Origin of the sequence: Blautia hansenii DSM 20583 (assembly GCF_002222595.2) — a bacterium.
Taxonomy (GTDB): domain Bacteria; phylum Bacillota; class Clostridia; order Lachnospirales; family Lachnospiraceae; genus Blautia; species Blautia hansenii.
Map to the genome: position 1 here is coordinate 1,956,424 of NZ_CP022413.2, position 23,632 is coordinate 1,980,055.

28 protein-coding genes and 1 riboswitch are annotated in these 23,632 nt (G+C 48.5%); of the genes, 1 reads left to right on the plus strand and 27 read right to left on the minus strand.

From position 1 onward, the window contains the following. Positions 1–44 precede the first annotated feature (44 nt). From mobQ to CGC63_RS09965, 5 genes are all read right to left on the minus strand, one after another. On the minus strand, positions 45–1,625 hold the full coding sequence (gene mobQ / locus CGC63_RS09945; protein ID WP_003020311.1) for a MobQ family relaxase: 1,581 nt from the start codon (positions 1,623–1,625) through the stop codon (positions 45–47). A gap of 157 nt (positions 1,626–1,782) precedes the next feature. Beyond that, positions 1,783–2,793, minus strand: a complete 1,011-nt coding sequence (locus CGC63_RS09950; protein WP_003020309.1) for an acyl-CoA--6-aminopenicillanic acid acyltransferase — start codon at positions 2,791–2,793, stop codon at positions 1,783–1,785. 306 nt (positions 2,794–3,099) lie between these two features. After that, complete coding sequence (locus tag CGC63_RS09955; protein WP_039959346.1) at positions 3,100–3,396, minus strand: DUF3847 domain-containing protein; 297 nt, start codon at positions 3,394–3,396, stop codon at positions 3,100–3,102. Then, complete coding sequence (locus CGC63_RS09960) at positions 3,389–3,730, minus strand: replication initiator protein A (RefSeq protein ID WP_003020305.1); 342 nt, start codon at positions 3,728–3,730, stop codon at positions 3,389–3,391. The genes CGC63_RS09955 and CGC63_RS09960 overlap by 8 nt, the downstream gene beginning before the upstream one ends. Continuing rightward, positions 3,727–3,915, minus strand: a complete 189-nt coding sequence (locus tag CGC63_RS09965) for a hypothetical protein (RefSeq protein WP_003020302.1) — start codon at positions 3,913–3,915, stop codon at positions 3,727–3,729. Before CGC63_RS09965 ends, CGC63_RS09960 begins: the two co-directional genes overlap by 4 nt. A gap of 483 nt (positions 3,916–4,398) precedes the next feature. On the opposite strand from CGC63_RS09965, the gene CGC63_RS09975 reads away from it, so the two are divergent. Then, entirely contained in the window at positions 4,399–5,205 is an 807-nt protein-coding gene (locus CGC63_RS09975) for a helix-turn-helix domain-containing protein (RefSeq protein WP_003020299.1), read from the plus strand. Positions 5,206–5,379: 174 nt separating this feature from the next. Here the strand turns inward: CGC63_RS09975 and ltrA are convergent, their stop codons facing one another. From ltrA to CGC63_RS10090, 22 genes are all read right to left on the minus strand, one after another. After that, positions 5,380–6,675: a group II intron reverse transcriptase/maturase gene (ltrA, locus tag CGC63_RS09980; protein ID WP_039959348.1), complete on the minus strand. Its 1,296-nt coding sequence runs from the start codon at positions 6,673–6,675 to the stop codon at positions 5,380–5,382. Positions 6,676–7,165: 490 nt separating this feature from the next. Beyond that, complete coding sequence (locus CGC63_RS09990; RefSeq protein ID WP_003020289.1) at positions 7,166–8,467, minus strand: MATE family efflux transporter; 1,302 nt, start codon at positions 8,465–8,467, stop codon at positions 7,166–7,168. Then, positions 8,460–8,894, minus strand: a complete 435-nt coding sequence (locus CGC63_RS09995; protein WP_003020286.1) for a MarR family winged helix-turn-helix transcriptional regulator — start codon at positions 8,892–8,894, stop codon at positions 8,460–8,462. Before CGC63_RS09995 ends, CGC63_RS09990 begins: the two co-directional genes overlap by 8 nt. 116 nt (positions 8,895–9,010) lie before the next feature. Next, positions 9,011–9,388, minus strand: a complete 378-nt coding sequence (locus CGC63_RS10000) for a TnpV protein (RefSeq protein WP_003020283.1) — start codon at positions 9,386–9,388, stop codon at positions 9,011–9,013. Continuing rightward, positions 9,348–9,620: a helix-turn-helix domain-containing protein gene (locus CGC63_RS10005; RefSeq protein ID WP_039865074.1), complete on the minus strand. Its 273-nt coding sequence runs from the start codon at positions 9,618–9,620 to the stop codon at positions 9,348–9,350. The genes CGC63_RS10000 and CGC63_RS10005 overlap by 41 nt, the downstream gene beginning before the upstream one ends. 279 nt (positions 9,621–9,899) lie before the next feature. Next, positions 9,900–11,525, minus strand: a complete 1,626-nt coding sequence (locus CGC63_RS10010) for a recombinase family protein (RefSeq protein ID WP_003020278.1) — start codon at positions 11,523–11,525, stop codon at positions 9,900–9,902. A gap of 127 nt (positions 11,526–11,652) precedes the next feature. Then, on the minus strand, positions 11,653–11,847 hold the full coding sequence (locus tag CGC63_RS10015; protein ID WP_003020275.1) for a transposon-encoded TnpW family protein: 195 nt from the start codon (positions 11,845–11,847) through the stop codon (positions 11,653–11,655). Further along, positions 11,844–12,698, minus strand: a complete 855-nt coding sequence (locus CGC63_RS10020) for an ATP-binding protein (RefSeq protein ID WP_003020273.1) — start codon at positions 12,696–12,698, stop codon at positions 11,844–11,846. The genes CGC63_RS10015 and CGC63_RS10020 overlap by 4 nt, the downstream gene beginning before the upstream one ends. Next, complete coding sequence (locus CGC63_RS10025) at positions 12,695–13,432, minus strand: replication initiator protein A (RefSeq protein WP_003020271.1); 738 nt, start codon at positions 13,430–13,432, stop codon at positions 12,695–12,697. The genes CGC63_RS10020 and CGC63_RS10025 overlap by 4 nt, the downstream gene beginning before the upstream one ends. 130 nt (positions 13,433–13,562) lie before the next feature. Beyond that, complete coding sequence (locus CGC63_RS10030) at positions 13,563–13,949, minus strand: cysteine-rich VLP domain-containing protein (protein WP_003020269.1); 387 nt, start codon at positions 13,947–13,949, stop codon at positions 13,563–13,565. Then, a complete protein-coding gene (locus CGC63_RS10035) occupies positions 13,939–15,564 on the minus strand; it encodes a relaxase/mobilization nuclease domain-containing protein (protein ID WP_003020266.1) in 1,626 nt (541 codons plus the stop codon). The genes CGC63_RS10030 and CGC63_RS10035 overlap by 11 nt, the downstream gene beginning before the upstream one ends. Then, on the minus strand, positions 15,536–15,934 hold the full coding sequence (locus tag CGC63_RS10040) for a plasmid mobilization protein (RefSeq protein WP_025486347.1): 399 nt from the start codon (positions 15,932–15,934) through the stop codon (positions 15,536–15,538). The genes CGC63_RS10035 and CGC63_RS10040 overlap by 29 nt, the downstream gene beginning before the upstream one ends. Before the next feature lie 35 nt (positions 15,935–15,969). Continuing rightward, positions 15,970–16,191, minus strand: coding sequence for a hypothetical protein (locus tag CGC63_RS15530; RefSeq protein ID WP_207653329.1), 222 nt, complete (start codon positions 16,189–16,191; stop codon positions 15,970–15,972). Positions 16,192–16,516: 325 nt separating this feature from the next. Beyond that, positions 16,517–16,717, minus strand: a complete 201-nt coding sequence (locus CGC63_RS10050) for a helix-turn-helix domain-containing protein (RefSeq protein WP_081445594.1) — start codon at positions 16,715–16,717, stop codon at positions 16,517–16,519. After that, positions 16,692–17,153, minus strand: coding sequence for a sigma-70 family RNA polymerase sigma factor (locus CGC63_RS10055; protein WP_025482088.1), 462 nt, complete (start codon positions 17,151–17,153; stop codon positions 16,692–16,694). Before CGC63_RS10055 ends, CGC63_RS10050 begins: the two co-directional genes overlap by 26 nt. 159 nt (positions 17,154–17,312) lie before the next feature. Beyond that, positions 17,313–17,780 (minus strand): 6,7-dimethyl-8-ribityllumazine synthase, encoded by a 468-nt coding sequence (ribH, locus tag CGC63_RS10060; protein ID WP_003020249.1) that lies wholly within the window; start codon positions 17,778–17,780, stop codon positions 17,313–17,315. A 21-nt stretch (positions 17,781–17,801) separates the two neighbouring features. Next, positions 17,802–19,001, minus strand: coding sequence for a bifunctional 3,4-dihydroxy-2-butanone-4-phosphate synthase/GTP cyclohydrolase II (locus CGC63_RS10065; RefSeq protein ID WP_003020247.1), 1,200 nt, complete (start codon positions 18,999–19,001; stop codon positions 17,802–17,804). 11 nt (positions 19,002–19,012) lie between these two features. Further along, on the minus strand, positions 19,013–19,654 hold the full coding sequence (gene ribE, locus CGC63_RS10070) for a riboflavin synthase (protein ID WP_003020245.1): 642 nt from the start codon (positions 19,652–19,654) through the stop codon (positions 19,013–19,015). Further along, positions 19,635–20,723, minus strand: coding sequence for a bifunctional diaminohydroxyphosphoribosylaminopyrimidine deaminase/5-amino-6-(5-phosphoribosylamino)uracil reductase RibD (gene ribD / locus CGC63_RS10075; RefSeq protein WP_003020242.1), 1,089 nt, complete (start codon positions 20,721–20,723; stop codon positions 19,635–19,637). The genes ribE and ribD overlap by 20 nt, the downstream gene beginning before the upstream one ends. Before the next feature lie 173 nt (positions 20,724–20,896). Beyond that, positions 20,897–21,011: riboswitch (FMN riboswitch) on the minus strand. Positions 21,012–21,107: 96 nt separating this feature from the next. After that, entirely contained in the window at positions 21,108–21,248 is a 141-nt protein-coding gene (locus tag CGC63_RS10080; protein ID WP_014080223.1) for a Maff2 family mobile element protein, read from the minus strand. Positions 21,249–21,343: 95 nt separating this feature from the next. Beyond that, positions 21,344–23,179: a VirD4-like conjugal transfer protein, CD1115 family gene (locus CGC63_RS10085; protein ID WP_003020231.1), complete on the minus strand. Its 1,836-nt coding sequence runs from the start codon at positions 23,177–23,179 to the stop codon at positions 21,344–21,346. After that, on the minus strand, positions 23,166–23,555 hold the full coding sequence (locus CGC63_RS10090) for a PcfB family protein (protein ID WP_003020228.1): 390 nt from the start codon (positions 23,553–23,555) through the stop codon (positions 23,166–23,168). The genes CGC63_RS10085 and CGC63_RS10090 overlap by 14 nt, the downstream gene beginning before the upstream one ends. Positions 23,556–23,632: the final 77 nt, after the last annotated feature.

Genomic DNA, 23,632 nt, shown 5'->3' on the forward strand with positions numbered 1-23,632 from the left:
AGAAAAGCACCTGACATTCTCAATCTGAAAATGGCAAGTGCCTGTTAAAGTTCCATATCCTGTTGTTTGTGTTTTGTCTGCACCGGGGCAGTTCTTTGTGCTTTTTTCTCGTCAGCCTTATCCTGCAAGACTTCTTTGATAGGCTGTTTCTTGGGCGGCTCTTTGCTTTCTTCTGTGCCGGGGGTGGCTTTCCGTACCCAGTAGCGAATGTCCCGCAGCTTCTTCAAATCCTCCTGTACCTCGGTCAGCGGTGTTTTCAGGGCTGCAATTTCTTCCAGAAGCGTTTCCTGCTCCTCTTGCAGCTCCTTTTGGGTACTGTCCTTATCGTCCGGGTGCTTGGCAAGGTAGGCGGCGGCTTTCTCATACCGGGCAACCTCCGGGTGTTCCTGTTTGAATTTTTCCTTTGTTTTCTTAAAAAATATCTTCTGGTACTTCTCATAGACAGCCTTACATTCTTTGCAGTCTGTCCGGCTGGCAAGAATCCCGTCAATCACTTTGCTTCGGGCTTCCTTTGGCTTCATCTGATTGCGGTAATCTGCGGCTGATTTCCCGGAGGATTCCAGAAATGCTTCTAAGTCCTCCACAGTGGAAAGCCCCTTTTGCCGGAGATAGGACAGGGCTTCGCTGACTGCCTTTAAGTCCTGTGAAGTCCCCCGGTTCTGTCCAGCCCTCGTCCAGTCCTTCCGTTCTTCCTTTCGTATCTCCATGTACTTCATCAGCAGATTGGGAAGAAGTGTCGCTTCCTCCGCCGCCTTTTGTGCAAGCAGTTCTTTTCGTTTTTCTCCCAGCTCGGTAATCCAGCCTTTGAGGTTTTGGATAAGCTGTCGGATGGACTTCATCAGATTGTTGGCAGCTCTGATTTCCCGGTTCAGGTTGCCGATGTTCGTCTGGATACCCCGCTTTTCCATCTGCCGGACAGCAGCTCCCTCATGGACAGTAGGGATAATATCAAGCCCCTGTCTGGCATAAGAACGCAAGTCCACACGCTCTGGGCGGTCATTGGCTTCCAGATAGCGGTTCTGGATGACCTCCCATTCATGCCGCCAGATTTCGCAATACTTCTGGTCGTTCCAATCCACCGTATCCTCCTTGTGGCTTTTCCATCTGCCGGACGGAAGTTTTATCCGTTCCCCGTTTTCGTCAAGGTCATAAACCTTGCGGCTCTTGGGAAGCCATTTTCCATGTTCGTCCATTGCCCTCATAGTGAGCATGACATGGGCGTGGGGATTGTGTCCCGGCGGATGGGGGTCGTGGATGGCAAAGTCAACGATCATGCCTTTGGAAACAAACTGCTGTTCACAAAACTCCCGGACAAGGACAGCGTACTGGTCAGGCGGTATCTCTCTGGGGATGGTAAGCACCCACCGCCTTGCAAGCTGGGAGTTCCATTGCTTCTCCACCGCTTCGGCGGCGTTCCATAAGGTATTGCGGTCTGCATACTCCGGCGGAGCATTTGCCGGGAGCAGGATTTCATTGTGGACGATACCACGCTTTTCCGAGTAGTGCTTCACTTGCTGGTCGTATTCACAGAACAGCTTTTCGCCACTCTGGTAAGCAGCGGCGGCAACCGCAGACTGTCGCTGGCTGCGCTGCACAATCGTGATTTCGTTGTGTGGACAGGGCATTTCGTGTCCCTCCTTTCGGTAATTGGTGGATGGGGTGGCGTTTTACCACTTCATTTTGTGCAGAAAAAAAGCAGGAGATCTTTTTCAGATTTCCTGCTTAATGTGCCGCTGTGTGGGCGGCGAGTATTTAGTTGTAGTAATATATCAGCTTGAAAAATCAAAACTGAAAACGAGTATCTTCTTTGAATTTGTGTCGTCCGGGATTCCCTTCGCTTCGATAAATTTTGTGTCGTTTCATATCATAGATGACTGACCAGACAGTATCTTTACCAGTACTTCTGTCATACTGGCAGAGAAAACCATAATCCCCAGACAACAATTTTTCTGCAAATGGAAGATTGAAACCTCCATTTTTTCTGATAAAAGCTGAATACAATGTTTGATACCGTTCTTCTGCAAACCAATTATCAATTTTATCGTTGTTATAGCCTATCATTTCTGGAAAATGGAAAGTGTTTGTTGCGCAGACAAAAGAAAGATTGTTATTCAATGTCTTTTCTACTTTTATCTGTTCCGCATTACATTCTATAACTGTTATCGTCCCCATTGCATCAGCTAAGGTTAAAGTTTGCGCTGAAGCAATCGGTAGTTGATATAAACAGGAGACAGCTTCCGATACATTTTTACATTTCTCCAGCAGGTATCTGACAATCATACCTGCGTTAAATCCCGGTTTGCATTGGTTAGGATAGACGGATGTTAGACCAACCGCTAAACCATGTTCATTAACGCCATCTTCAATCTCAACAAAAGCAGTTGTATTTCCTGTGAAAGAATAAACTCCATCTGTCAATTTATAAACTACATTCTGATTTAGTCTTTCGATTTCTGTCAGAAAATCACTGTTTCGTCCCAGAAGAATTTCATGCTCCGTTGTAAAAGCAAAACAAGAGCAATTACAAGATGGCGGCATAGAGTACATACTAAATAATACAGCTTGCAGAATACGGACATCACATTGTTGTCCATCTGCCAGACCTTGAATTTCTTCCATAATCTCATGGTAATACTTTTCATAAATCGGAAGGCAGGACAAAGCATAGTCAATCCGCTCCTGTGTGATTTCAAATGGTATGTTCTCCAAAATTATATTTTTGTGTTTTAACAGTAAGGAACCCCACCGAAAACCAGCTTCGTAGTGTGTTCCCCTAAAATGTGCATGATACATTTTTACACGCTCCTTATTGATTAGGTAAAGAGCTACCGGTAACTCTTATCTAAGGGTAACTGAATAAAAATTTTAAGTCAAGCCATATTTTACTTGTCGGCTGGGAACAGCTTGCAGCGCAAGGTGTCCCCAGAGGGCAGGTCCACAAAAGGGTAGCTGGCGGCAGCCAGCGCAGGGGAAGCGTAGCGTCTCCTGTTTGATTTGAAGCAGACCATGACTGCGGAAAATCACAGCCCTCCGGCGAGGAGCCTTCGGAGAACGCAATGCACCAACCTCTGGGTGGTGTATAATTGCGCCCTTAGTAAACTAAGGGGTTTCCGGCTTCTCCCGTTCCAGCAGTTTTTTCAATAGTTCCTGCGTGTCCTGCCTGTGAAAAATGAGTTTCAACAACATCATGACATCATCATCTGTCAGGCGTTCCGGCTCTTGCAGAAAACTTTCCAGCATACCGCCACGGGTACAGAGCCGGTGCGTCCGTTCCTTTCGGGTAAGCTGCTTTAACTGGTGCTGCAATGCCTTTTCATCATTGATGGCTTTCCGCAGTTTCTTTTCGCTTTTCTCCATCTCCCGGTTGAGCCTTTCCAGCTTTGAGGTATCAGGCAAGGGCAGCGTCCTCCTTTCCCGGTATCAGCACATAAATCCTGTTTGGTTCTCCAACGCCCTGACGCACCCGCATGATAAGTCCGGCGGTTTCCAGTTCATTCAAAGAACGCTTGACCGTCATGGGGCTGCGGGACAGGACTGCGGCAATGGCTGTGACAGGGAAGCAGACAAACAGGATTCCGTTCTCGTCCTCCTGCCCTTTGGAGAGCATAGCGTCCAGCATCCGGCAGTACATGACCTTTGCGGTGCTGCTGACTGGAAATCCTGTCAACGCCCTGGGAAAAGGCATACAGGGCGGCAAGGGTGTGTCTATCGTCATAAATTCAAAATTCATTCGGTGTGTTCCTCCTTTTTCTTTGCTCGTTTGGATAAATAACGGGGGCAGTCAATCACAACCGCCCGGAAGCTCTGCTTGCACCCATGCTGGCATTTCCGGCATAATTCGTTGTAAGTGACACGCCCCCGGTCATTGAGGTAAAAGGAAAGCTCCTGTTTCCTCTTTTTGCTCATTCTCGGCATATTGCGCTTCCTCCCGTTTTTGTGTATGGTTTCGGGGCGATTTTCGGAAAAATTACAGCCATAGAGCCGCCTAAAATCTCCCGAAGTATCAGCGATAGGGTAGACTATCCCCCTATCAGATTGTCGTGTTTCGGTATCATTTCGGTGTCAGTTCGCCAGTTCTCCCCGGTGTCGTTCCTCCCCTGAATCTCACAGCGGCGTATCGCTCCCTTTGGTACGCTCGTTTCGGTCAGGGTTCCTCCACATCCCTGCCAAAAGTCATGGCACTACATCGCCGGGGAAGCATATCCCACACAGGCTGGTCATTCGATTGGAATAATCCATCGATGAACTACCTGTATCATAGAACATTTTTGTGCCCTGTGCCGTATGTCCACAAAGTAGGAATTAGGAGTAAAAATCAGAAATTTCCACGATTGCGGAAAGTGTGATATAATCCAGTTAAGCGGCAGCAATGAAACCGCCGGAAAGGAGTGTGCGCCCATGAAAGGAGCAACAAGCATACAGGAACGCCTTTGGGAACTCCGCAAGGACAAAGGCTTAAATCTGGAAGAACTATCAAAGCTGACGGGTATTTCCAAATCTGCTCTCGGAAGTTATGAAAAAGAGGATTTTAAGGAAATCAATCATGGCAACCTTATCACGCTGGCAGACTTCTATGGGGTTTCCGTTGATTATCTACTGTGCCGGACAGAGAACAGGGAGCAGATCAACACGTCATTGACGGAGCTGCATTTGAATGATGAGATGGTTGCTCTCCTGAAAAGCGGTCGGATTAACAACCGTCTGCTCTGTGAGCTTGCCACACATAAAGATTTTATCAAGTTTCTTGCAGACATTGAGATTTATGTGGACGGGATTGCCACCATGCAGATTCAAAATCTCAATGCACTTGTCGATACCGTCCGGCATGAAATCATTGAACGGTATCGCCCCGGCGAAGATGACCCGCATTTGAAAGTGCTGCAAGCCGCCCATATCAGCGATGATGAATATTTCAGCCACATGGTTCTGGATGACCTCAATCTCATTATCCGGGATATTCGGGAAGCTCACAAAAAGGACAGTGAGAGTGCGCCCCAGACCACCGTTGCCGATGAACTGAAAGAAAATCTGGAAGCGGTCGAAAATTTCAAGGGCAGTCGGGATGAAAAGCTCGTTGTCCTTTACTGCAAGCAGCTCGGTATCAACTATAAAAATCTGTCAGATGAAGAATTTCGCTGGCTCATTCGGATTCTCAAAAAATCAAAGAAAATGGGAACGCCTATCAGCCAAAGGAAAAAACGGTAAAGAAAAACCGCTGTTGCATGGTTTGTTAGCTTCCATGTAGCAGCGGTTTTTACTGTGGTTATTCAGTTGAAAATCAGAACGATAGTCGAGTAGACTAAGACCTCTCAATCTTAGCCCCTCACAGATCCGTACGTGCGGCTTTCCCGCATACGGCTCCTCATAGTAACATTCGCTTCAATATAAACAATAGTACGTTTTAGGTTTTGCTAACGGGTAATACTTGAGCATTTCCACAAATCCATTCCATGTGTATGCCCGTCTACAACCTCTCCGATTCATGGCTTTGAATAGAAACTGTTGTACTCTGTGCAGGAATGTTGTTATCTTCCGAAAATTCCATGTAACACCATAATACCGATAGTGTCCAATTAGTTTTACGTTCAACTCTTTAATTATTTCTCGCATTGGTCGATTTCGATTATCGTAAATCCAGTTCTTGTATGCTCTAACCTTTTGCTCAAACTTCTTTCTTGAAGTCTGTACCTTTGGTACGAAACCTCCCTTTCGAGTTTTGCTACAGTAGAAGGTAAATCCCAGAAAATCAAATGTTTCAGGCTTACATTCTCCTCTTGCTCTACGATTCTGCTCTGCAAATCTCCCAAATTCAATCAGTCTGCTTTTACTACTTTCCAGCTCCAGTCCAAACTTTTCCATTCGTTCCTTTAACTCTTTATAGTATCTTTCAGCTTCTGACTTATATTGAAATCCTGCAACAAAATCATCCGCAAAGTTGACGAGAAAACACTCTCCATGCATTTCCCTTTGCACCACCAGCTTAAACCACAGCGTCAGCACATAATGCATGTATATATTTGCAAGCATCGGACTCATTACTGAGCCTTGTGCCGAACCTTCCTCTGTTGGCTCGAATTTTCCTTGCTCTATTATTCCTGCTTTGAGGTATTTACGTATTAGCCACAATAAGTTCCTATCCTGTATATTCCATTCAAGGAACTTCATCATCCAATCATGGTCGATATGGTCAAAGAAACCTTTGATATCGGCATCTACGATATAGCTGATTTTTCCATAGCTTATCCGTTGGTATACTTCTTTTATTGCTTCGTGACACCCCCTATTCGGTCTGAATCCATACATGCAGTTTAGGAATCTCGGTTCATAAATAGCTCCCAGTATTTTCTTCACTGCCATTTGTACAATCTTATCTTCATAGGAAGCAATCCCTAATGGTCGTTTCTTTCCATTTCCTTTAGGTATATATACCCTCAGTGACGGAAATGGCTTAAAGGATTTGTTTTTCAACCTCTGTACCAGTTCCTTGATATTTCTATCAAGGTTCTTCCCATACTCATCCTTAGTTACCTTGTCAATTCCGACTGCTTTGTTCCCATCTAATTCCCTATGGCATTGCTTTAGCATATCTTCATTTATCAAATGGTACACTGATGTAAATATAGGATGTTTTGATGTTGCCGATATCTCAGCTATTCTTACTAATTTCGTTTCCATTATTTCCTCCGTCCCTGAGTACGGATAATGTGTCCTCAGTAAGACCTTTACTATGCAATCCCCTTCCCTCCATAGGCATTGCCCGATTTCTACAGTACTATGGGATTGTCCGACCACCTACCATTCATTTGAAATCCTCCGTTTTCAGTTGCAACTTCATACTCTTCTTCGAGAAATGGCAGGTTCTCCCCAGTTGATGTGTATTCACAATGTAAAACATGATTGGTTCTCTGACTCCGCAGTGCCACATAATACTCGCCATATCGCATTACATGCTATTGTCTTCCGCACCAGTTAAGACGTCGACCGACTGAAGTTAACGTTTCGAAGCTCAATCACTATTCAACCCTGCTTTCTTGCTGTCTACGCTTGTCAGATGCCGTTACCGGCATCATCCCAAGACTCGCTATTATCTGGTTGGCTAAACCTTGGATAAACCGGAATCCCACCGGCTTGACTACACACCCTTAGCTGGGCGCACAACTGGAAGTTATCGATTTCTTTGTGCGCTGTATCTAACGGACAGCACAATGCTTACTGATGCGGTAATGACCTTTGCAAATACGGCGCTCCACCAAATCGTGATTTGACCGCCAAACACCGGCGGCAGCATCAGCATCAACACCAGCATGATGATGGGTTCGATAAAGGTCAGAACATAGGACAGCACACTTTTTTCGGTTGCGTAGAAAGCCGCCGCGGAAACTCGTGTGATGGCGTCAAACGGAACCGACACAAGGAAGATCGGCATGACCTTTATGACCCCTGCGTTTACCTCGGCAGATGAACCGAACAGTAGTCCAATCTTTCCACGGAGCAGGTAAATCAGAATCGCACTGATTACCGCCAAAACCATGGAAAATTCATACGCCAGCGTTTTGGTTTGTTTGAGCGATTTTTCTTCGCCTGCTCCGTAGAACTGACTCATGAGCGGCTGGCTACCATCACCGACACCCTGCAAAAGAAGATAAACAATGCAGATGATATAGGAGATACAGGCATAGGTGGCGATAGCCTCCTGTCCGCCATAATAAACCGAAAATCGGTTGATGATCACAAGAGAGATATTTGGGGCAAGGGTCAAGCCAAATGGAGCAAGTCCGATTTTTAATATCTGAAATGCCGTTTTCGGGGTATCAACAGGTGCGATTTTCAGAGTGAGGTTCTTTTTGATGGCGCAATACACGAGTGCAACCGCCATGGTAACTCCCTGCCCAATAATGGTCGCCAATGCCGCACCGTACATGCCCCGTCCAAGAACCCACACAAAAGTATAGTCAAGAGCAACATTGGTAGCAAAGCCGCAGATCATAGCGATCATTGCCCACAAAGAACCGCCGTAATTACGCATAAACGGAACCAGTCCGGTGCCGAACACCTGTAAAATCGCTCCAAGGGCAATTACCTTGATATACTCATTTCCCAGAGTAAGCAACTCGCCCGATGCACCAAGGGCAGAAAGGATTTTCTCTGAAGTGAAGAAAACGGTGACAGTCAGGACAGCGCTGAAAAGAAGCATCAGCCATGTTGCACCGGCAACGAACTCCCGTGCTTTTTTCTCATTTCCTGCTGCTTTCAGAATGGAGTATTTGACTGAACCACCCATTCCGATTCCTGTCCCTACGGATTGCAGGACCGCCGTGATGGGATATGCAATGTTGATTGCGGAAAGTCCGGCATCCCCGATTGAGTTGCCTACAAAGAAACCGTCAACGATGGCATACACCCCGGAAAGCGCAAAGGATAACACGGACGGAATCACATACTGAAAGAAAGTCCGCTTGTTATTCACTGCCCAGACCTCCTCTCAGCTCTCTTTCAAAGAGAAGATTGAAAAGGTCAAGAATTTCACACATGGCTTGGAGCCGTTCGTTCCCGATTGTTCTATAAACCTTCTCCTCGGCTTTTCGTAAAGGCGCAATCATTCTGTGGGCGTATACCTGTCCGCTTTCAGTCAAGACGATCCGCTTCTCACGTTTATCGCCCTCGCTGGCCTCCAACAGTAAATAGCCCTTCTTTTGAAGTGCGCTCACGACCGTATGAACCGTCTGTTTTTGCATACCGAAATTCTCTGCGATCTGCTTTTGCGTCAGTTCTCCCATGGATTCCAGCGCATACAGCACCATCATTTCCGGGTATCCGACGCCAAGTACTGAAGCTGCTTTTGTATATAGCGCAGTGCTTTTCGCCCACGCAACGTTAAAATGATTGTTTTCCATAAGTCCTCCTCTTACAAATAGTATTTACAAATACTATTATAGTATATTGTAAGGACTATTGTCAAGGGCGTATGGAGCAAAAAATTCTTATTTGTCATAATCATTCTACCATACCGTTATGAATAAATCATCTCTTGCAAAATAATTTCTTCTGCCCGGTTGTGAATGTTATTGCAACGCCGCACCCATTCCATTTCTTGGGTTCGTTTCAATTCCTCGGTCACGCCCTCGGCATCTTTCATCTGCTCCATGATGGTGTCTAACCGTTCCTGTGCCTGTTCGTTCAGGTCTGCAAGGTATGTCCATAACTCCCCGGTCAAGGTCAATGTGTTCAATCTGACTGGGTGGACTTCCCTTAAATATTCCCTGTGCATCCGTCCGTACTTTCCAATAGGGCGGTGTTCCTTCGGCAGCTTCAAATCCGGGATATAGTAATCTCCGACAAGGATATAATCAATTCCGTTTTCCGTTATTCTTGGTTTCAGTTCGCTCATGTTCCTTACCTCCTGTGGAAGTAGGCTCGTCTGGTACTAACTCAATCACATCGGTAATCTCACAATTCAGCGTTTCGCAGATACGGGCTAATGTGTCCATGCTGATGTGCTTTCCCTCTTTACTCATGTTGGCAATCATATTCGTTGTCATACCAGCGGCAAGCCTTAAATCTTCTTTTCGCATATCACGCTCTAACAGTGTGTGCCAGAGTGGTTTATAGCTGATGTGCATATTGCTTTCCCGCCTTCCTATCCATACCACCGGGGCGGCTGCCCCGGCAGGAACTTTTCTCTTATTATAGCACCAATCTTGTGAAATCACAATTTATTCTTGTGGACTGCCGCTGATACCGTCTGGATTGTGCTTTTCCTTTCTTTTTGTTCCCTTTAATTAGCCATGAACTGCTTCATGCCCTGGGACTTAGTTCATGTGAGATAAAGAAGTAAAAGAAGTGTAAAAAATTTTGCCGTTCCTATCCGGCACATGAGGTATGTCGGATAGGTCGGGCGGTTAGGTGTCGGGCAATTCTACCTTGCCGACAAAAGAATAATAGATTTCAATTTCCTGTCTGCGTAACTTGCCCCGGCGTTTCCCGTCAAGGGCAACGCTTTCATGGACAACGATTTTCTCCACAAACTCCCGCAGCAGAGTAGGGGTAAGTTCTTCAATGGTGGTGTGCCTGCGTACCACGTTCATAAACTTTTCAGCGTTTTCGGTGGCTTCCTGCACTTTGGAAAGTTCTTCCCGCAGTTTGGCGGCACGTTCTTTCAGTTCTTTCTGCTCGGCTTCATAGTCTGCCGACAGCTCTGTGAAACGCTCGTCCGATATGCGCCCGGTCACGCTGTCCTCATACAGCCGTTTGAAGATAGCAGAAAGTTCGCTGATACGCTTTTCAGCCGTTTCCAGTTCCTTTTTCTTGGCGGCGTTCCTGCGTCTGTCCCCGTCCTCATTCTGTTCAATCAAGAGCTTCATAAACCGGGCTTCATGCTTTGCCGCATAGCTGGTAACTTTCCGCAGATTGGAGAGTACACCGGCAGTCAAGAGGTCGGTGCGGATAAAGTGCGCCGTACAGTCGGCGGTGCGCTTCTTGTAGCTGCCGCAGATATAACAGTCCTGCTTGCGCTTGTCCGTCTGATACCGCTGCTGGTACATGACGCTGCCGCAGTCGGCACAAAAGAGTATGCCGGAGAACAAGCCCACTTCGTCATAACGGTTGGGGCGTTTGCGCTGCTTGCGTAACTCCTGCACCCGTTCCCACGTTTCCCGGTCAATGATAGGCTCATGGTGGTTCTCAAAAACTGCCTGTTTTTCCGGGGGATTTTCTATGCTGTGTTTCAGCTTGTAGGACGGTTTCTCGGTCTTAAAGTTTACCAGACAGCCCGTATATTCCCGGTTTTCCAGCAGATGAACCACTGTATTTGTCGCCCACTTGCACTCATAGCCGGGGTGGTAGCGGCGGGTGCTTCCCGTCCTGCGGTATTCCAGTGTCCCCGGCGTGGGGATTTGCTGCTCGGTCAGCATACGGGCTATCTTGGTCGGACCGTTCCCGGCAAGGCAAAGGCTGTAAATCTGCCGTACCACCGGGGCGGCTTCCTCGTCAATGATAAAGTTTTCGTCCTCGTCCATGAGGTAGCCATAGACAGGCTTGCTTGTGATGGGCTTGCCGCTCATGCCCTTAGAGCGTTTTACTGCCTTGATTTTCTTGCTCGTATCTCTCACCAGCCATTCGTTAAAGATGTTCCGCAGAGGGGCAAAGTCATTTTCCCCCTGTGCGCTGTCAACGCCGTCATTAATAGCAATAAAACGGACGTTTTTCTGTGGGAAAATCATTTCGGTGTACATTCCCACTTGTAAGTAGTTTCGCCCTAACCTCGACATATCCTTGACGATAACTGTCCCGACTTTCCCGGCTTCAATGTCTGCAAGCATGGCTTGAAATCCGGGTCTTTGAAAGTTTGCACCGGAATAACCGTCGTCGGTGTACCAGCGCAGATTGGAAAATCCATTCTGTTTGGCATAGGTTTCCAAAATCCGCTTTTGGTTGGAAATGGAATTGCTCTCGCCTTGCAGTTCGTCCTCATGGGAAAGTCTTGGGTAAAGGGCGGTAATGAGTTGCTGGGTGGTCTGTCTTAACATAAATTCCTCCGTTTCCGACAGCCAGCCCCACTATTCCGTACCTTGATTGTACCACATGGGGCGGCTGTCTGTATAGCGGCAAAAGCGTCAAATCTGCTTCTTTACAGTCGGTAAAAATGGCGGTTTTTCAATTAGGCTTCTCGCAGCTCAAATATCCGGCGGCGGCTTCTGCTTCCAGCACTTTCATCATCTTGTCAGCGGCGGTGTCGGTCGCCCCCTCCTTGAAAAAGCCGGACACCACAAGGATTGTGTTGCCTATCCTTGTTTCGGTCACGCAGTCCGGGCGGCGGGCAGGGCGTTTGTTTCTTTGGGTGTCGGTCATAGGCAAATCTCCTTTCCGGCAAGCAGCCGTTTCAGCCGTTCCATTTTCCCCTGTGCGGCGGCTTTCCTCAAATTCTCCCCGGTAAAGCAGAGGGGGGAACACATTTCAAGCAGCCGGTCATAAATCCGGGCGTGGGCGGTGTCCTCCGGGTGCTGCAATTCCTCCAGCGTGAGGTTGGTCGTCACAATCAGCGGCTTCCTGCTCCGGTAGCGGCTGTCAATCACGTTATAGACCTGTTCCAGTCCGTATTCTGTGCCACGCTCTATTCCAAAATCGTCAATGATGAGCAGGGGGAAGCTGCAAAGCCGGGAAATATATTCATTCCTGCCCGCAAAGCTGGCGGTAAGGTCGTTGAGTATCGCTGCAAAGTTTGTCATGCACACCGGGACTTCCTGCTCCATGAGGGCATTTGCAATACACCCGGCAAAATAGCTTTTTCCAGTGCCTACCTTTCCCCACAAGAGCAGCCCGTAGTTCCCGTCCTTTATCTGCTCCCAGCGTGCCACATATCCGGCGGCGTTCTTCATCTGCGGGCAGCTTCCGTTATCGTTGGCAAATGTCCAGTCCTGCATGGTCTTGTCGGTAAATCCCTGCCGTTTCAGTCGTTCCACCGTTTCAAGGTGGCTGCGCTGCTTTTCGGCAGCTTCCCGTTCCTTGCGGGCTGCCCGCTGGCAGTCGCACTCTGACGGGTGGCGGTCACGCCCGAAAAAGGTCTTGCCCTCCGGGAAATAGGCTTCTTTGGGCTTGTGGCATTTGCCGCAGTATAACAGCCCGTCCTCCCCGGTGTAATCCTCCGGTGTGACAGTGGTATCAGTCATAGGCAGTATGGTGTTGTGGATTGTATCGGTCATAGGCTTTCTCCCTCCTTGAATGAATAGTCCGGTATGCCTTTCTTGGGCTTCCCTTTGGCGGCGTCCTCCTGCGCCCACTTGTAAATGGTGGCTGCATGGCTTTTATACCGCTTCCCGGTAGAAGCGATATGGCAGGATAGGCGGTCAAGGTAATACTCCCACTTGCCGGGAAAGTCCTTTTCCAGTCCCAAAAGGTCTGCGTCAGAAAGGAATACATTTTTATATCTGCCATAAGCGGCAGGGGGCTGCCCCTCACTCGCTCTTTTTGTTTGGCTCTCTATTAGGTTGTTTATATTAGTTTGGTTAGGGGACGGTTTTCCGACCGTCATAAGGTCAGTTTTCCGGCTGTCAGTTGGTCGGTTTCCTGCCCTTATGAGGGTCGGTTTTCCGTCCGTCAGTTGGTCGGGAAACTGTACCACTGGGGCAGGCACTTTCACATACAGACGGTTGGCGCAAGAGAAGCCCGTCCGCCTGCGCTCCAACAGCCCCGCAGCGTCCAGTTCGTTCAGTGCCCCCTTTATGGTGGTGCTGCCTTTTTTCATCACTTCCGCCATTTCCGCTATGGGGTAGACAATGTATGTCCGCCCCTCGCTGTCCTGCCAGCCGTTCTTCTGTGAAAGGGTGGAACGGTCTAACAGCAGCGAATATAACTCTCTTGCGGTATGGGATAGGTCTGTTTCCAGCAGGAAACGGGGGTAAGGCAGGTAAGCGGGCAGCTCCGTTCCTGCGGTCATATAATCGGCGATAGGGTTCACCTCCTTGTGGTGTCTGTCTGTGGGTTCTGTTACGCTTTTAGGGGGCGTTTTTAAGGGAAAAGGATAAATGTATCACGCACCCTTTGACACCCTCCAAAAAAGCCTTGATTTATGCGGGTTTGAAATGCCCTAAAGCGTGACATTTCCCCCTTTGTTTCCGCTTCCGTTTGGCGGCATTTATCCGCTTCATGCGTCCGGCGCAGTCCGGGCAGTATTTCCCCCGGTTGGACTTGGGGAAGAAGAACGCCCCGCAGACAGCGCAGCGTTTCCGGCTTTCCCGGCGCAAAAGGGCGGCTTCCAGTGCTTCATCAAGGGGCAGGACAGCGGCAGTAAACCAGCGGCAGAGCAGCGAATAGCTGATACTCTGCACACACACGCAAGGCTCACTGTCCTCCAACAGCAGGCAGTTCCCGCTGTCATAGTTGCAGCACTCATGCACAAGGCGGCGGGCTGCCCGGTACTGGCGGTAGTCCATGCGGGGGATATTACCGTTCATGGCTCTGCTCCTTTCTGCGCTGCGGCTCGCTCCGGCGTAAAATCTGGTCGATATTGCCCTTGACAGTCTGTAAGCGGCGGTATTCCTCCCGTTTTGCCCGGTAATCGTTGTAGCCGCTGTTTTTCTCTTTGATAAGGGTTTCAATCTCTGCTTGCAGGGCTTTATAGCTCGGCAGCTTGGAAATGCCGTTCTCCCTGAAATAGCGGGCGGCTGCGTCTGCTATGATAAAGTCGCTTTCGTGCTTCTGTCGGTAGGCTGCTTTTGCTTTGGCGTTTTTCTGCTGTTTCAGCCCGTCCCGGACAGGGCGGGTCTTGGAATAGGCAAGCACCTGCCGTTGCAGCTCCTTTTTCCCGTCCAGTGTCTTTTCCACCTGCTTCAGCTCCGTAAGGCTTTTCCGCATGGCGGTATAGGCGGCAGAACAGGCTTCGTCCAGTTCCTCCGGGGAAGAAAAGCCGTACTGCTGGTAGGCGGTAACGGTAGCCGCCATCTGCTTTAGGTTGTGCTTTGCCGCCCAGCGGTCATAGCCCACGCCCTTGCCCTCGGTTCGCTTGGCTTCCCGGTCAACCATGCGCTGCAAGGTGTTGTCTGCCGGGGTGGTTTTTGCGGTTTTTTCCCCTTGTGACGGCTTTTTAACTGCGACAGGGTATTCGGGTATGGCTTTGGTCTGTTCGGCGGCTCTGTGGGCGTTCTGCGTGAGCAGGGCAAGGACAGCAGCCTTGTCAAAATCGTCCCCCAGCTTCCGGGCTGTGATAGGCTTTGTCCTGTCCGGCGTGAGGTAGGAAAGCCGCCCTCGGCTCTCCTTGACGGTCACACCCTCCCGCAGCAAAAGGGAAGAAAACTCGTCAAAGCTGCCAGCTTGGGAAAGTGCCTGCCGTATCGTCCGGCGCAGCTTCGCCTTGTCCGTTTCAAACTTGGTGGGCTTGGTCGGCTGTCCTGCGGCTTCTCTGGCGGCGTTCTCTTTATCAAGGGCAAGCTGCCCTTTCTTTGCCGCCCAGTATTCCCGTTCGGTTATCCGTTCCTTGCTGCCGTTCAAGAGGTCGATTTGGTAAAGCCCCTCCCGGTGGCACATCTCCATGACTTCACTCTTGAAATATTCCATAGCGGTATTGGTGCAGCGGTGCTTGCAGCCCTCCCGTGTGTCGGCTGGTCTGTCCATGTAGGGCAGAAGCGGGACTTCATAAATCCGCAGGGAGTTGATGACGATATGCACATGGATATTGCCGCTGTGGTTATGCCCGTCCGGGTGGGTGCAGATTAGGGCTTGGTGTCCGGGGAAATGCTCTTTACAGAACTGCTCGCCCAGCTCCTGCGCCCGGTCTACGGTCAAGCCGTTGTCTGTCCCGTCCCGTGGGTCAAAGCTGATGATATAATGGTGGCTTTTCACATCTTCCCGTTTTTGGTTTTTCTCATAGCGGAGATTGGCTCGCATACAGGCAACAGCGAAATCCTCGCCCCCGCAGTTGAGGGAAGAAATGCGGTAATCCTCCCTCGGTATCAGCCGCCCGTTTTCATCAAGGGTGGGCTTCATGGTAAACTCGTCATGCTCAAATGTGAGGTAGGCTTCCGCTGCGCCATAGTCGGCATTTTTAGAGCTGATATGTTTGAATGTTGCCAACAGCGTCACCCACTTTCTGCAAAACTTCAAACTTCAGGGCAGCAAGGTCGGAAACCGCCGCCCGTACCTCCTCGGCAAGCTGCGGGTAGGGGCTGTGCCACTCATTCAGCGTCCGGGCTATCTGGTTTAAGTTGCCGCCGATCCTGCCGTATTCGGCGGTCAGCTTCCCGACAGCGGCAAGCAGCTCGTCATTGACGGGGGAAACAGTTATGATGGGGCGTATGGCTGCCCCGGTTATGGCTTGCCGGATAAACTCGGCTTGGCTCATGTTGCAGGCAGAAAGCCTTTCCGCAAACTCGGCGTATTCTTCCTCGGTCATGCGTGTTTTGACTACCCGGCTGCGGTGGGGCGTGTTGTATCGTTTTCGCATGGTAAAACCTCCTTTCTGTGCGTGGTGTTCTCTCACTAATAGGAGAAAAACAGGGTGTAAAGCGGAACTGTTTTTGAAAAATCCGAAAAAATATTTTGAGGGATTTTTAAGCGGCGTAAGCCGCATGGCAGGGTTTGGGGAAGGCACTCCCCAACAAGATTCCCGCAGGGGCAAAATGAGCGATAAGCGAATTTTGGTACTGCGGTAGAATCTTGCTCTAAGAAACTGCCGGACTGCCGTTCACTTCCTACTGCCACTTTTTCGGGAAATCTATAACCAGCTTTTTTATAAAAGGCTGCGGGCTGGCGTTCTTCCCCTTACTCCCTACAAACCACAAAAGAGCAGAATGGACGGACTTTCCGGCAAGAACTTTTCCAGCGGCTCGGTCTTTCCCGACAATAAGGCGTTTCGGAAGCTGCGTTTTGCCCGCTGTCTGAAAAAACGGCAGCCTTTTTTGGTTTCACTATCTAATACGGAACTTTTGGAAATTTGCCAAAAATGGGCGCAAAAAAAGCAGCAAATCTTTTTCGGATTTACTGCTTCGTGTGCCGCTGCGGGGCGGCGGGATATTCAGTTTTTATGTTATCGGTCCAGCCGGAACTTGAACAGGCTTTCAATCAGCTTTGTTCTAATGTAGTCCTCCATATCAGAATTATAATAGCCGTTCATTTTGGAGAAATAGCGGATATATCCGGCATATCGGTCAAGGACAGTTTGTATCGCTATGGGGTCGCCTTCATGTGCTTTTATTATCGTGTCATAGGGGAGAAGTCGGTTGCTCATGGAACAACACCTCCATTTCTTCTTTCAGCCGCTTTAAGGCAAGCTGGATATGCCGCCCGATTGTGCTGCGTGTCCAGCCGCTTTGTTCTCCGATTTCTTTCTGTGTCAAGTGCTGGAAGTAATACAAAAAGATTTCCTCCTGCGTCTGTTCCGGCAGTTCGACAAGAGCCGCCGCAAGGGAATAGCTATCTAAAAATATCGTCTTCCCCCGGACAGAGAACGGATAAGTTTCGCCATAGTCCGGCACTTGAAAATACTCGTCTGTGGTGCTTAGTTGGACAAACTTTTCTTCGGTCAGATATTCAAGGGAGATTTCCCGTTTCCACCTCGCCGCCAGCATACGGGCAGCGTCAAAGGACGCATGGCGAATAACAATCCGGCAATAGGTATCATGGGTATAGCGGATATGTTCTTGATAGGATTCCTGTTCAGTCATGGAAAATCCCCCTTTCTTCGATTATGGGAAAGGGCGGTAGCACTTTTTACTGTCGCCCCTTGATTACCCACCAGCAAGGACAGACGGGGCTGTCAACGGTGGGCGCAGCCCATTCACTTGCCGTTGACTGGCTCGGCTGATTCTGCTATGGAAAAATATTTATTTTTCAATTTCCTCAATAAGATTTACCATTTCGATTGCACTGACAGCACAATCATATCCCTTATTTCCCACCTTTGTTCCTGCCCTCTCAATCGCCTGTTCAATACTGTCAGTAGTAAGTACACCAAACAGTACGGGTATACCGCTTTCCAGAGAAACAGTAGCAATCCCTTTCGCCACCTCACTGCATACATAGTCATAATGACTGGTTGAGCCGCGAATAACCGCCCCCAAACAAATTATTACGTCATACTTTCCGCTTTTTGCCATTCTGGACGCAATTAGAGGGATTTCAAATGCTCCGGGAACCCACGCCACATGAATATTTTTTTCTTCTACGTCATGACGGAGCAAAGCGTCCATAGCCCCTCCCAACAACTTAGCAGTGATAAATTCGTTAAACCTTGCCGCTACAATCCCAACTTTGATTCCTTTTGACACAAGTTTTCCTTCAAATGTTTTCATATCGTATTTTCCTCCTGCGATTTAGTATTTTAGAATATGTCCCATACGTTTCTGCTTGGTTTTGAGGTATAACAAATCGTGCGCCGTAGCGTCCATTTGGAGCGGAATACGTTCCGTGATTTCAAGCCCAAATTCCGCAAGCTGATAAACTTTATCTGGATTATTCGTTAAAAGCCGCATACTTGATACGCCCAAATCCCGTAAAATCTGTGCGCCGATATAATATTCCCGTTCATCGCCTGAAAAGCCTAATGCAAGGTTTGCTTCTAACGTGTCCATTCCCTGCTCTTGCAGCTCATAGGCACGCAGCTTATTGATAAGCCCGATACCCCGTCCTTCCTGCCGCATATAGAGCAAGATACCCCGTCCCTCTTTTTCAATCTGCGTCATGGCTGAAGCAAATTGCTGTCCGCAATCACAGCGTAGGGAGCCAAAGGTATCACCGGTCAAACATTCCGAATGAACACGGCATAGAATATGTTTCCCATCTCCGATTTCCCCTTTTACAAGAGCAATATGATGTTCTCCATTTAGCTTATTTACAAAACCATATGCGATAAAATCCCCATATTTGGTCGGCATTTTTACAGTTGTTACCCGCTCGACCAAATGGTCATGGCACTTACGGTAATTTTGCAAATCTTGTATGGTAATAAATTTTATTCCAAAACGCTCTGCCAGTTCAAAAAGCTCTGTTGTTCTCATCATCGTTCCATCTTCACGCATGATTTCACAGCATAATCCACATTCTTTTAATCCAGCCAACCGGCATAAATCTACAGTTGCTTCCGTGTGCCCGTTTCTCTCTAACACACCATTTTTCTTTGCAAGCAGTGGAAACATATGTCCAGGTCTACGGAAATCCTCTGGCTTTACATTTTCCTCCACACATGCAAGGGCGGTGATTGAGCGTTCAGCAGCAGAAATTCCGGTAGAAGTTGTTACATGGTCAATAGAAACAGTAAAAGCCGTTTCATGGTTATCGGTATTTCTTTCTACCATTTGCGGAATTTTGAGCTTGCTTACATAGTCCTCTGACATAGGCATACAAATCAGCCCTTTTCCGTAGGTCGCCATAAAGTTAATATTTTCCGTTGTTGCGAATTGTGCTGCGCAGATAAAATCCCCTTCATTTTCCCGTTCCGCATCATCTGTTACTAAAATTATTTTTCCTTTTTTCAAATCTTCAAGTGCCTCTTCGATTTTATGAAACGCTGCCATGCGACATCCTCCTAATAACCATATTTCTCTAAAAATTCCTTTGTGATATGACTGTCCGTGTTCTGTTTGAAAGACAAGAATTTTCCAACATATTTTCCAACTATATCTGCTTCCAGATTGACAGAATCACCCTCTTTTCGCTCATTCAATACTGTTTGTCTGACGGTATGGGGAATCGCTGAAATAGAAAATCTATCTCTGTCGGCTTTGGCAATTGTCAAACTGATACCGTCGATTGCAACAGAACCTTTTTCTACAACATACCTCATGATTTCCGGGTTTGTATGTATGGTAAACCAGACCGCATTATCATCTTTTTGTATGTACACGATTTTGCCTGTGCCATCTATATGTCCGGAGACAATGTGTCCTCCAAATCTTCCGCTTGCCGACATTGCTCGTTCCAGATTCACATGACCACCAGGGATAAGGGCTGCCAGTGCAGAACGGTTTAAGGTTTCGTGCATAACGTCCGCAACAAATGAGCCTGAGTACAGGGCTGTAACAGTTAGACAAACTCCATTTACTGCAATACTATCCCCTATTTTCATATCCTCCAGCACTGTTTTCGCACAAACTTCAAGGACGACGGAAAGCTGTCCTTTTTTGATTTTATGAACCGTTCCGATTTCCTCAATGATTCCCGTAAACACTTTGCTCTACCTCACTTTCAATCAGAAAATCTTCACCCAGCGGAAGAACACAGCTATTCTTTAATCGGAAAGCCGCAGTAGGATAGCAAATGCCCTCTCCCTCTATCGGAGTTTTTGCAGCCTGTCCACCAAATAATTTAGGTGCGATATAAGCCTGCACTTTCTGTACAATACCGCTGGAAAGAGCTGCCCAATTTAACGTCCCTCCACCCTCCAGCAAAATGCTGTCAATCTGTTTTTCCCCTAATAAATACATAAGCTGTTCTAAATCCACATGACCGTTTCTTTCCTCGACAAGCAGGACATGGCAGCCTTTTTTCTCATACAAGGCACATCTTTCTGCGTCCCTGCAACAGGTTGCAATTATTGTAGGAATCTGCTTTGCTGTGGAAACAACGTTCGCACTTAGAGGTATGCGAAGCGTGGTGTCACAAATAATGCGAATCGGATTTTTTCCACCCTCTATCCGGCAGGTAAGCTGTGGGTCGTCTGTCAATATTGTTCCGATTCCTGCCATAATTGCAGCATATCGGTGACGCTGCTGTGCGACATGGCGTCGTGCCGTTTCGCCCGTGACCCATTTTGACGCTCCTGTTTTAGTTGAAATTTTTCCGTCCATTGTCATGGCATACTTCATCACTACAAAAGGACGCTTGGTTTGAATGTAATGGAAAAACACTTCATTGAGCCTCTCGCAGTCCTCCTGTAAAATATGTTCTGTCACCAAAATCCCTTGTTTTTTTAGAATTTGTATTCCTTTTCCGCTGACAAGGGGATTGGGGTCACCAGAACCGATTACTACCCGTTCAATGCCTGCTTCCATGATTGCATTGATGCAGGGCGGCTGCTTTCCATAATGGCAGCAAGGTTCTAAAGTCACATACATGGTCGCACCTTTTGGATTTTCTGTACATGCCGCTAACGCATTACGTTCTGCATGAGCTTCGCCATATTTTTCGTGCCAACCCTGCCCGATTATCCGTCCTTCCTTTACAATGACAGCTCCTACCATAGGGTTAGGAGAAGTAAAACCGCATCCTTTTTTTGCAAGCTGTAATGCGATTTTCATATAATCACTGTCATTCACAGTATCACCTCCACAAATAGAAAATGCCTTGAACAAAATCGTTCAAGGCAAAAGCAAAAGAGCGCAGGGAATACCTGTGCAAATATAAAGCTCTGGAATATAAAATATCCCAGAGCAATCGCTTTACACGCAGAAAAGAAAACTTTCCTGCGCTTCTTAATCTTCTTTCATCCAGACTATACTGTCGGCTTCGGAGTTTCACCGAATCATGCCTTGCGGCTCGTGGGCTATACCACCGGTAGGGAATTGCACCCTGCCCTGAAGATTTTATTCAATTTACAGGATAAGTATAATCATCTGTTCAATAGTTGTCAAGATTTTTTAGGAATAATGGGCTGCTGCCTGTTCAAATTCTTGTGTGTTACTTTACCGCACATGAGCATTGGAGCCCGGGTTATCCGAGCCGTAGCCCTCCAGCAGATTAACCACGCCCCACACGCCAAGGCCAGCGCCGAGAGCAATAACGAGGGTCTGTAAAGTGTCGATTGCAGATGAGAAAAATGCCATATAAGCCTCCATTTCTCCGGAATTTTCCCGGTAACAAAAAAGCCGCCCATACAGGCGGCAGGTTACAAACTTCGGGACACTTTGTCTCGAAGCGTTTATGCAAAGGCGTCTGGATCGTCGATGTCATCATAGTTGAGGATGTCCTCGTCCTCTTCCGTGAGTGCATCGTCCGACACAGCCACCTCATACATCGTACACGCCTCGTTCAGCCCGGGCCGCCTACGGCGGTTAATGAGCCTGTCGAGGTCAAAAGCGTTTTTCTGTTTATCGGCCTCCGCCGTATAACGGTAGTTCGGATGCCGTTTCAGATCATACTTGGGAGAGAAGAACGGGGGCAGGCCCCGAAGCTGCAAAATACATTTGTCTCCCGGCATGGTTGCAAGTTCGGCTGGGGTCATTAGTTCCCGGCCCAGCCGCTGGGTATTTTGACTGTAGCTTTCCGACTGGCCACGGGAGCGGCTGTCGGTCTGCATACTGATTGTGGCTTTTCCCAACCAGTTCTCGGATATTTCCTTGATGGTGCTGGCTTCGCGGCCACCAAGGAACACCACGCTGTCCATGTTGCCGAGGATTGTCTCGGCGTGTTTATCGTAAATGGCCTTGCACTGTGCCAACTGCTGATATAGCAGGCACAAACTCACCTCACGGGAGCGGATAACTGCGACCAGCTTTTCGAGCTGGGGCACCTGTCCCGTGTTGGCTGCCTCGTCCCACAGCACCCGTACATGGTGCGGCAGGCGGCCACCGTGAACATTGTCCGCCCGTTCACACAGGAGGTTGAACATCTGCGAAAATGCCAGCGCCACTAAAAAGTTGTAGGTCTGCGTGGTATCGGAAATGATGAAGAATACCGCCGTTTTCCGATCTCCGATGCGGTCAAGCTCCAATTCGTCATAGGCCATGACCTCACGAAGCTGCGGGATGTCAAAGGGAGCCAGCCGCGCACCGCAGGAAATCAAAATGCTTTTTGCCGTCTTGCCGCTGGCCAATTTGTACTTTTTATACTGTTTGACCGCGAAGCAATCCGGCTTGCGCTTTTCAAGCCCGGCAAACATATAGTCCACCGCGTTCATAAAGTCCTCGTCATCCTCCTTGACCTCCATGCCGGAAATCATATCCACAAGGGTATTCATGTTCCGATCCTCGGCAGGCCCCTCGAAAATGATGTAGGCGATCAGAGCACAGTACAAAAGCGTTTCCGATTTCGTCCAGAATGGATCGCCTTCCTTGCCTTCGCCCTTGGTGTTGGAAATCAGGGCATCCACGAATTTCAGAATATCGGCCTCGTTGCGGATATACGCCAGCGGGTTATAGTGCATGGATTTTGAAAAATCTATGCTGTTGAATACCTTGATTTTGTACCCGCGTTTTTGCAAGAAAGCTCCGACCTGTCCCAGCACACCGCCTTTGGGATCGACCACCACATAAGAGGAATGAGCCTGTAAAAGCTGGGGCGTGAGCCAAAAGCGGGTTTTGCCGGAGCCGGATGAGCCGATAATACAGCAATTCAGGTTTCTGGCATTTGCGGGGATTTTAGGGCGGGTGTTCATCGTGAGAAACTCCGTCCCGGTCAAAATCACGTTGTTTTCAAACTTCGGATCGACAAACGGTTTGATGTCTTTTTCCGTTCCCCATCGAGCGCTGCCGTATTCTGCATCCCGCCGAAACTTCTTAGCGTTCTTGCTTTTGAAATAGATCAGCAGCCGGAAACCAACTGCGCCTACAATACCAACAAGCCAATCCAGCGGGACAAGGCCGGGGGCAAAGTCCGCAAAGGCCGGGCCAATCGTCTGGCCCAGCCCGATGAGCTTATGTGCAAAATCGTTCCCCGCCGCCAGCCGGTAGGCCGTTCCCAGCTTGAGGAACGCCCACAGGATGAACAGATAGGGAATGTTCGGAATGAGATATTTTCTGATCTTATCTGTCCTCATGGGCCACCTCCTTTGCACGTTCTTTCTGCTTCGGCTTTTCTTTGGAAAGCTGATCTGCCGCCTGTTGCAGTTGTTCCCGGATGGGAACACGGTTCGATTTTGCTTTGCTTAACACTTTCCGGGAATACTCAGAAAAGCAGGCGGTCATTGCGTCTGCCTGTCCAGCCTTGAAAAACAGCAGGTATTTGTCCGGCCCGGTTTTATAGAACGCATAGTCTACATTCCATTTCCGGGCCACGCGGTCAAAGGACTTGGCATCCCCGGATAGCTCAATGCTGTTGGTGGCTGTACCGTGGGCCATGAGCTTTCGCACACTTTGTTTTCCATGCGGTACTTGCCGCCCACGGTATGCCTTGCGGATCTTCCGGCCCACCATGCCCAGCACATACGCCAGTCCCCGCGCCGTCAGCTTGGTTGTTTTTACGGATATGGCTATCGTGTGCCGGGAAATAT

What these genes read in the sequence shown, in the direction of transcription:
- mobQ (WP_003020311.1), bottom strand. Translation starts at nt 1,625, where the DNA reads ATGCCCTGTCCACACAACGAAATCACGATTGTGCAGCGCAGCCAGCGA.
- CGC63_RS09950 (WP_003020309.1), bottom strand. Translation starts at nt 2,793, where the DNA reads ATGTATCATGCACATTTTAGGGGAACACACTACGAAGCTGGTTTTCGG.
- CGC63_RS09960 (WP_003020305.1), bottom strand. Translation starts at nt 3,730, where the DNA reads ATGAATTTTGAATTTATGACGATAGACACACCCTTGCCGCCCTGTATG.
- CGC63_RS09965 (WP_003020302.1), bottom strand. Translation starts at nt 3,915, where the DNA reads ATGCCGAGAATGAGCAAAAAGAGGAAACAGGAGCTTTCCTTTTACCTC.
- CGC63_RS09975 (WP_003020299.1), top strand. Translation starts at nt 4,399, where the DNA reads ATGAAAGGAGCAACAAGCATACAGGAACGCCTTTGGGAACTCCGCAAG.
- ltrA (WP_039959348.1), bottom strand. Translation starts at nt 6,675, where the DNA reads ATGGAAACGAAATTAGTAAGAATAGCTGAGATATCGGCAACATCAAAA.
- CGC63_RS09995 (WP_003020286.1), bottom strand. Translation starts at nt 8,894, where the DNA reads ATGGAAAACAATCATTTTAACGTTGCGTGGGCGAAAAGCACTGCGCTA.
- CGC63_RS10000 (WP_003020283.1), bottom strand. Translation starts at nt 9,388, where the DNA reads ATGAGCGAACTGAAACCAAGAATAACGGAAAACGGAATTGATTATATC.
- CGC63_RS10005 (WP_039865074.1), bottom strand. Translation starts at nt 9,620, where the DNA reads ATGCACATCAGCTATAAACCACTCTGGCACACACTGTTAGAGCGTGAT.
- CGC63_RS10010 (WP_003020278.1), bottom strand. Translation starts at nt 11,525, where the DNA reads ATGTTAAGACAGACCACCCAGCAACTCATTACCGCCCTTTACCCAAGA.
- CGC63_RS10015 (WP_003020275.1), bottom strand. Translation starts at nt 11,847, where the DNA reads ATGACCGACACCCAAAGAAACAAACGCCCTGCCCGCCGCCCGGACTGC.
- CGC63_RS10020 (WP_003020273.1), bottom strand. Translation starts at nt 12,698, where the DNA reads ATGACCGATACAATCCACAACACCATACTGCCTATGACTGATACCACT.
- CGC63_RS10025 (WP_003020271.1), bottom strand. Translation starts at nt 13,432, where the DNA reads ATGACCGCAGGAACGGAGCTGCCCGCTTACCTGCCTTACCCCCGTTTC.
- CGC63_RS10030 (WP_003020269.1), bottom strand. Translation starts at nt 13,949, where the DNA reads ATGAACGGTAATATCCCCCGCATGGACTACCGCCAGTACCGGGCAGCC.
- CGC63_RS10040 (WP_025486347.1), bottom strand. Translation starts at nt 15,934, where the DNA reads ATGCGAAAACGATACAACACGCCCCACCGCAGCCGGGTAGTCAAAACA.
- CGC63_RS10050 (WP_081445594.1), bottom strand. Translation starts at nt 16,717, where the DNA reads ATGAGCAACCGACTTCTCCCCTATGACACGATAATAAAAGCACATGAA.
- CGC63_RS10055 (WP_025482088.1), bottom strand. Translation starts at nt 17,153, where the DNA reads ATGACTGAACAGGAATCCTATCAAGAACATATCCGCTATACCCATGAT.
- ribH (WP_003020249.1), bottom strand. Translation starts at nt 17,780, where the DNA reads ATGAAAACATTTGAAGGAAAACTTGTGTCAAAAGGAATCAAAGTTGGG.
- CGC63_RS10065 (WP_003020247.1), bottom strand. Translation starts at nt 19,001, where the DNA reads ATGGCAGCGTTTCATAAAATCGAAGAGGCACTTGAAGATTTGAAAAAA.
- ribD (WP_003020242.1), bottom strand. Translation starts at nt 20,723, where the DNA reads ATGAAAATCGCATTACAGCTTGCAAAAAAAGGATGCGGTTTTACTTCT.
- CGC63_RS10080 (WP_014080223.1), bottom strand. Translation starts at nt 21,248, where the DNA reads ATGGCATTTTTCTCATCTGCAATCGACACTTTACAGACCCTCGTTATT.
- CGC63_RS10085 (WP_003020231.1), bottom strand. Translation starts at nt 23,179, where the DNA reads ATGAGGACAGATAAGATCAGAAAATATCTCATTCCGAACATTCCCTAT.
- CGC63_RS10090 (WP_003020228.1), bottom strand. Translation starts at nt 23,555, where the DNA reads ATGGTGGGCCGGAAGATCCGCAAGGCATACCGTGGGCGGCAAGTACCG.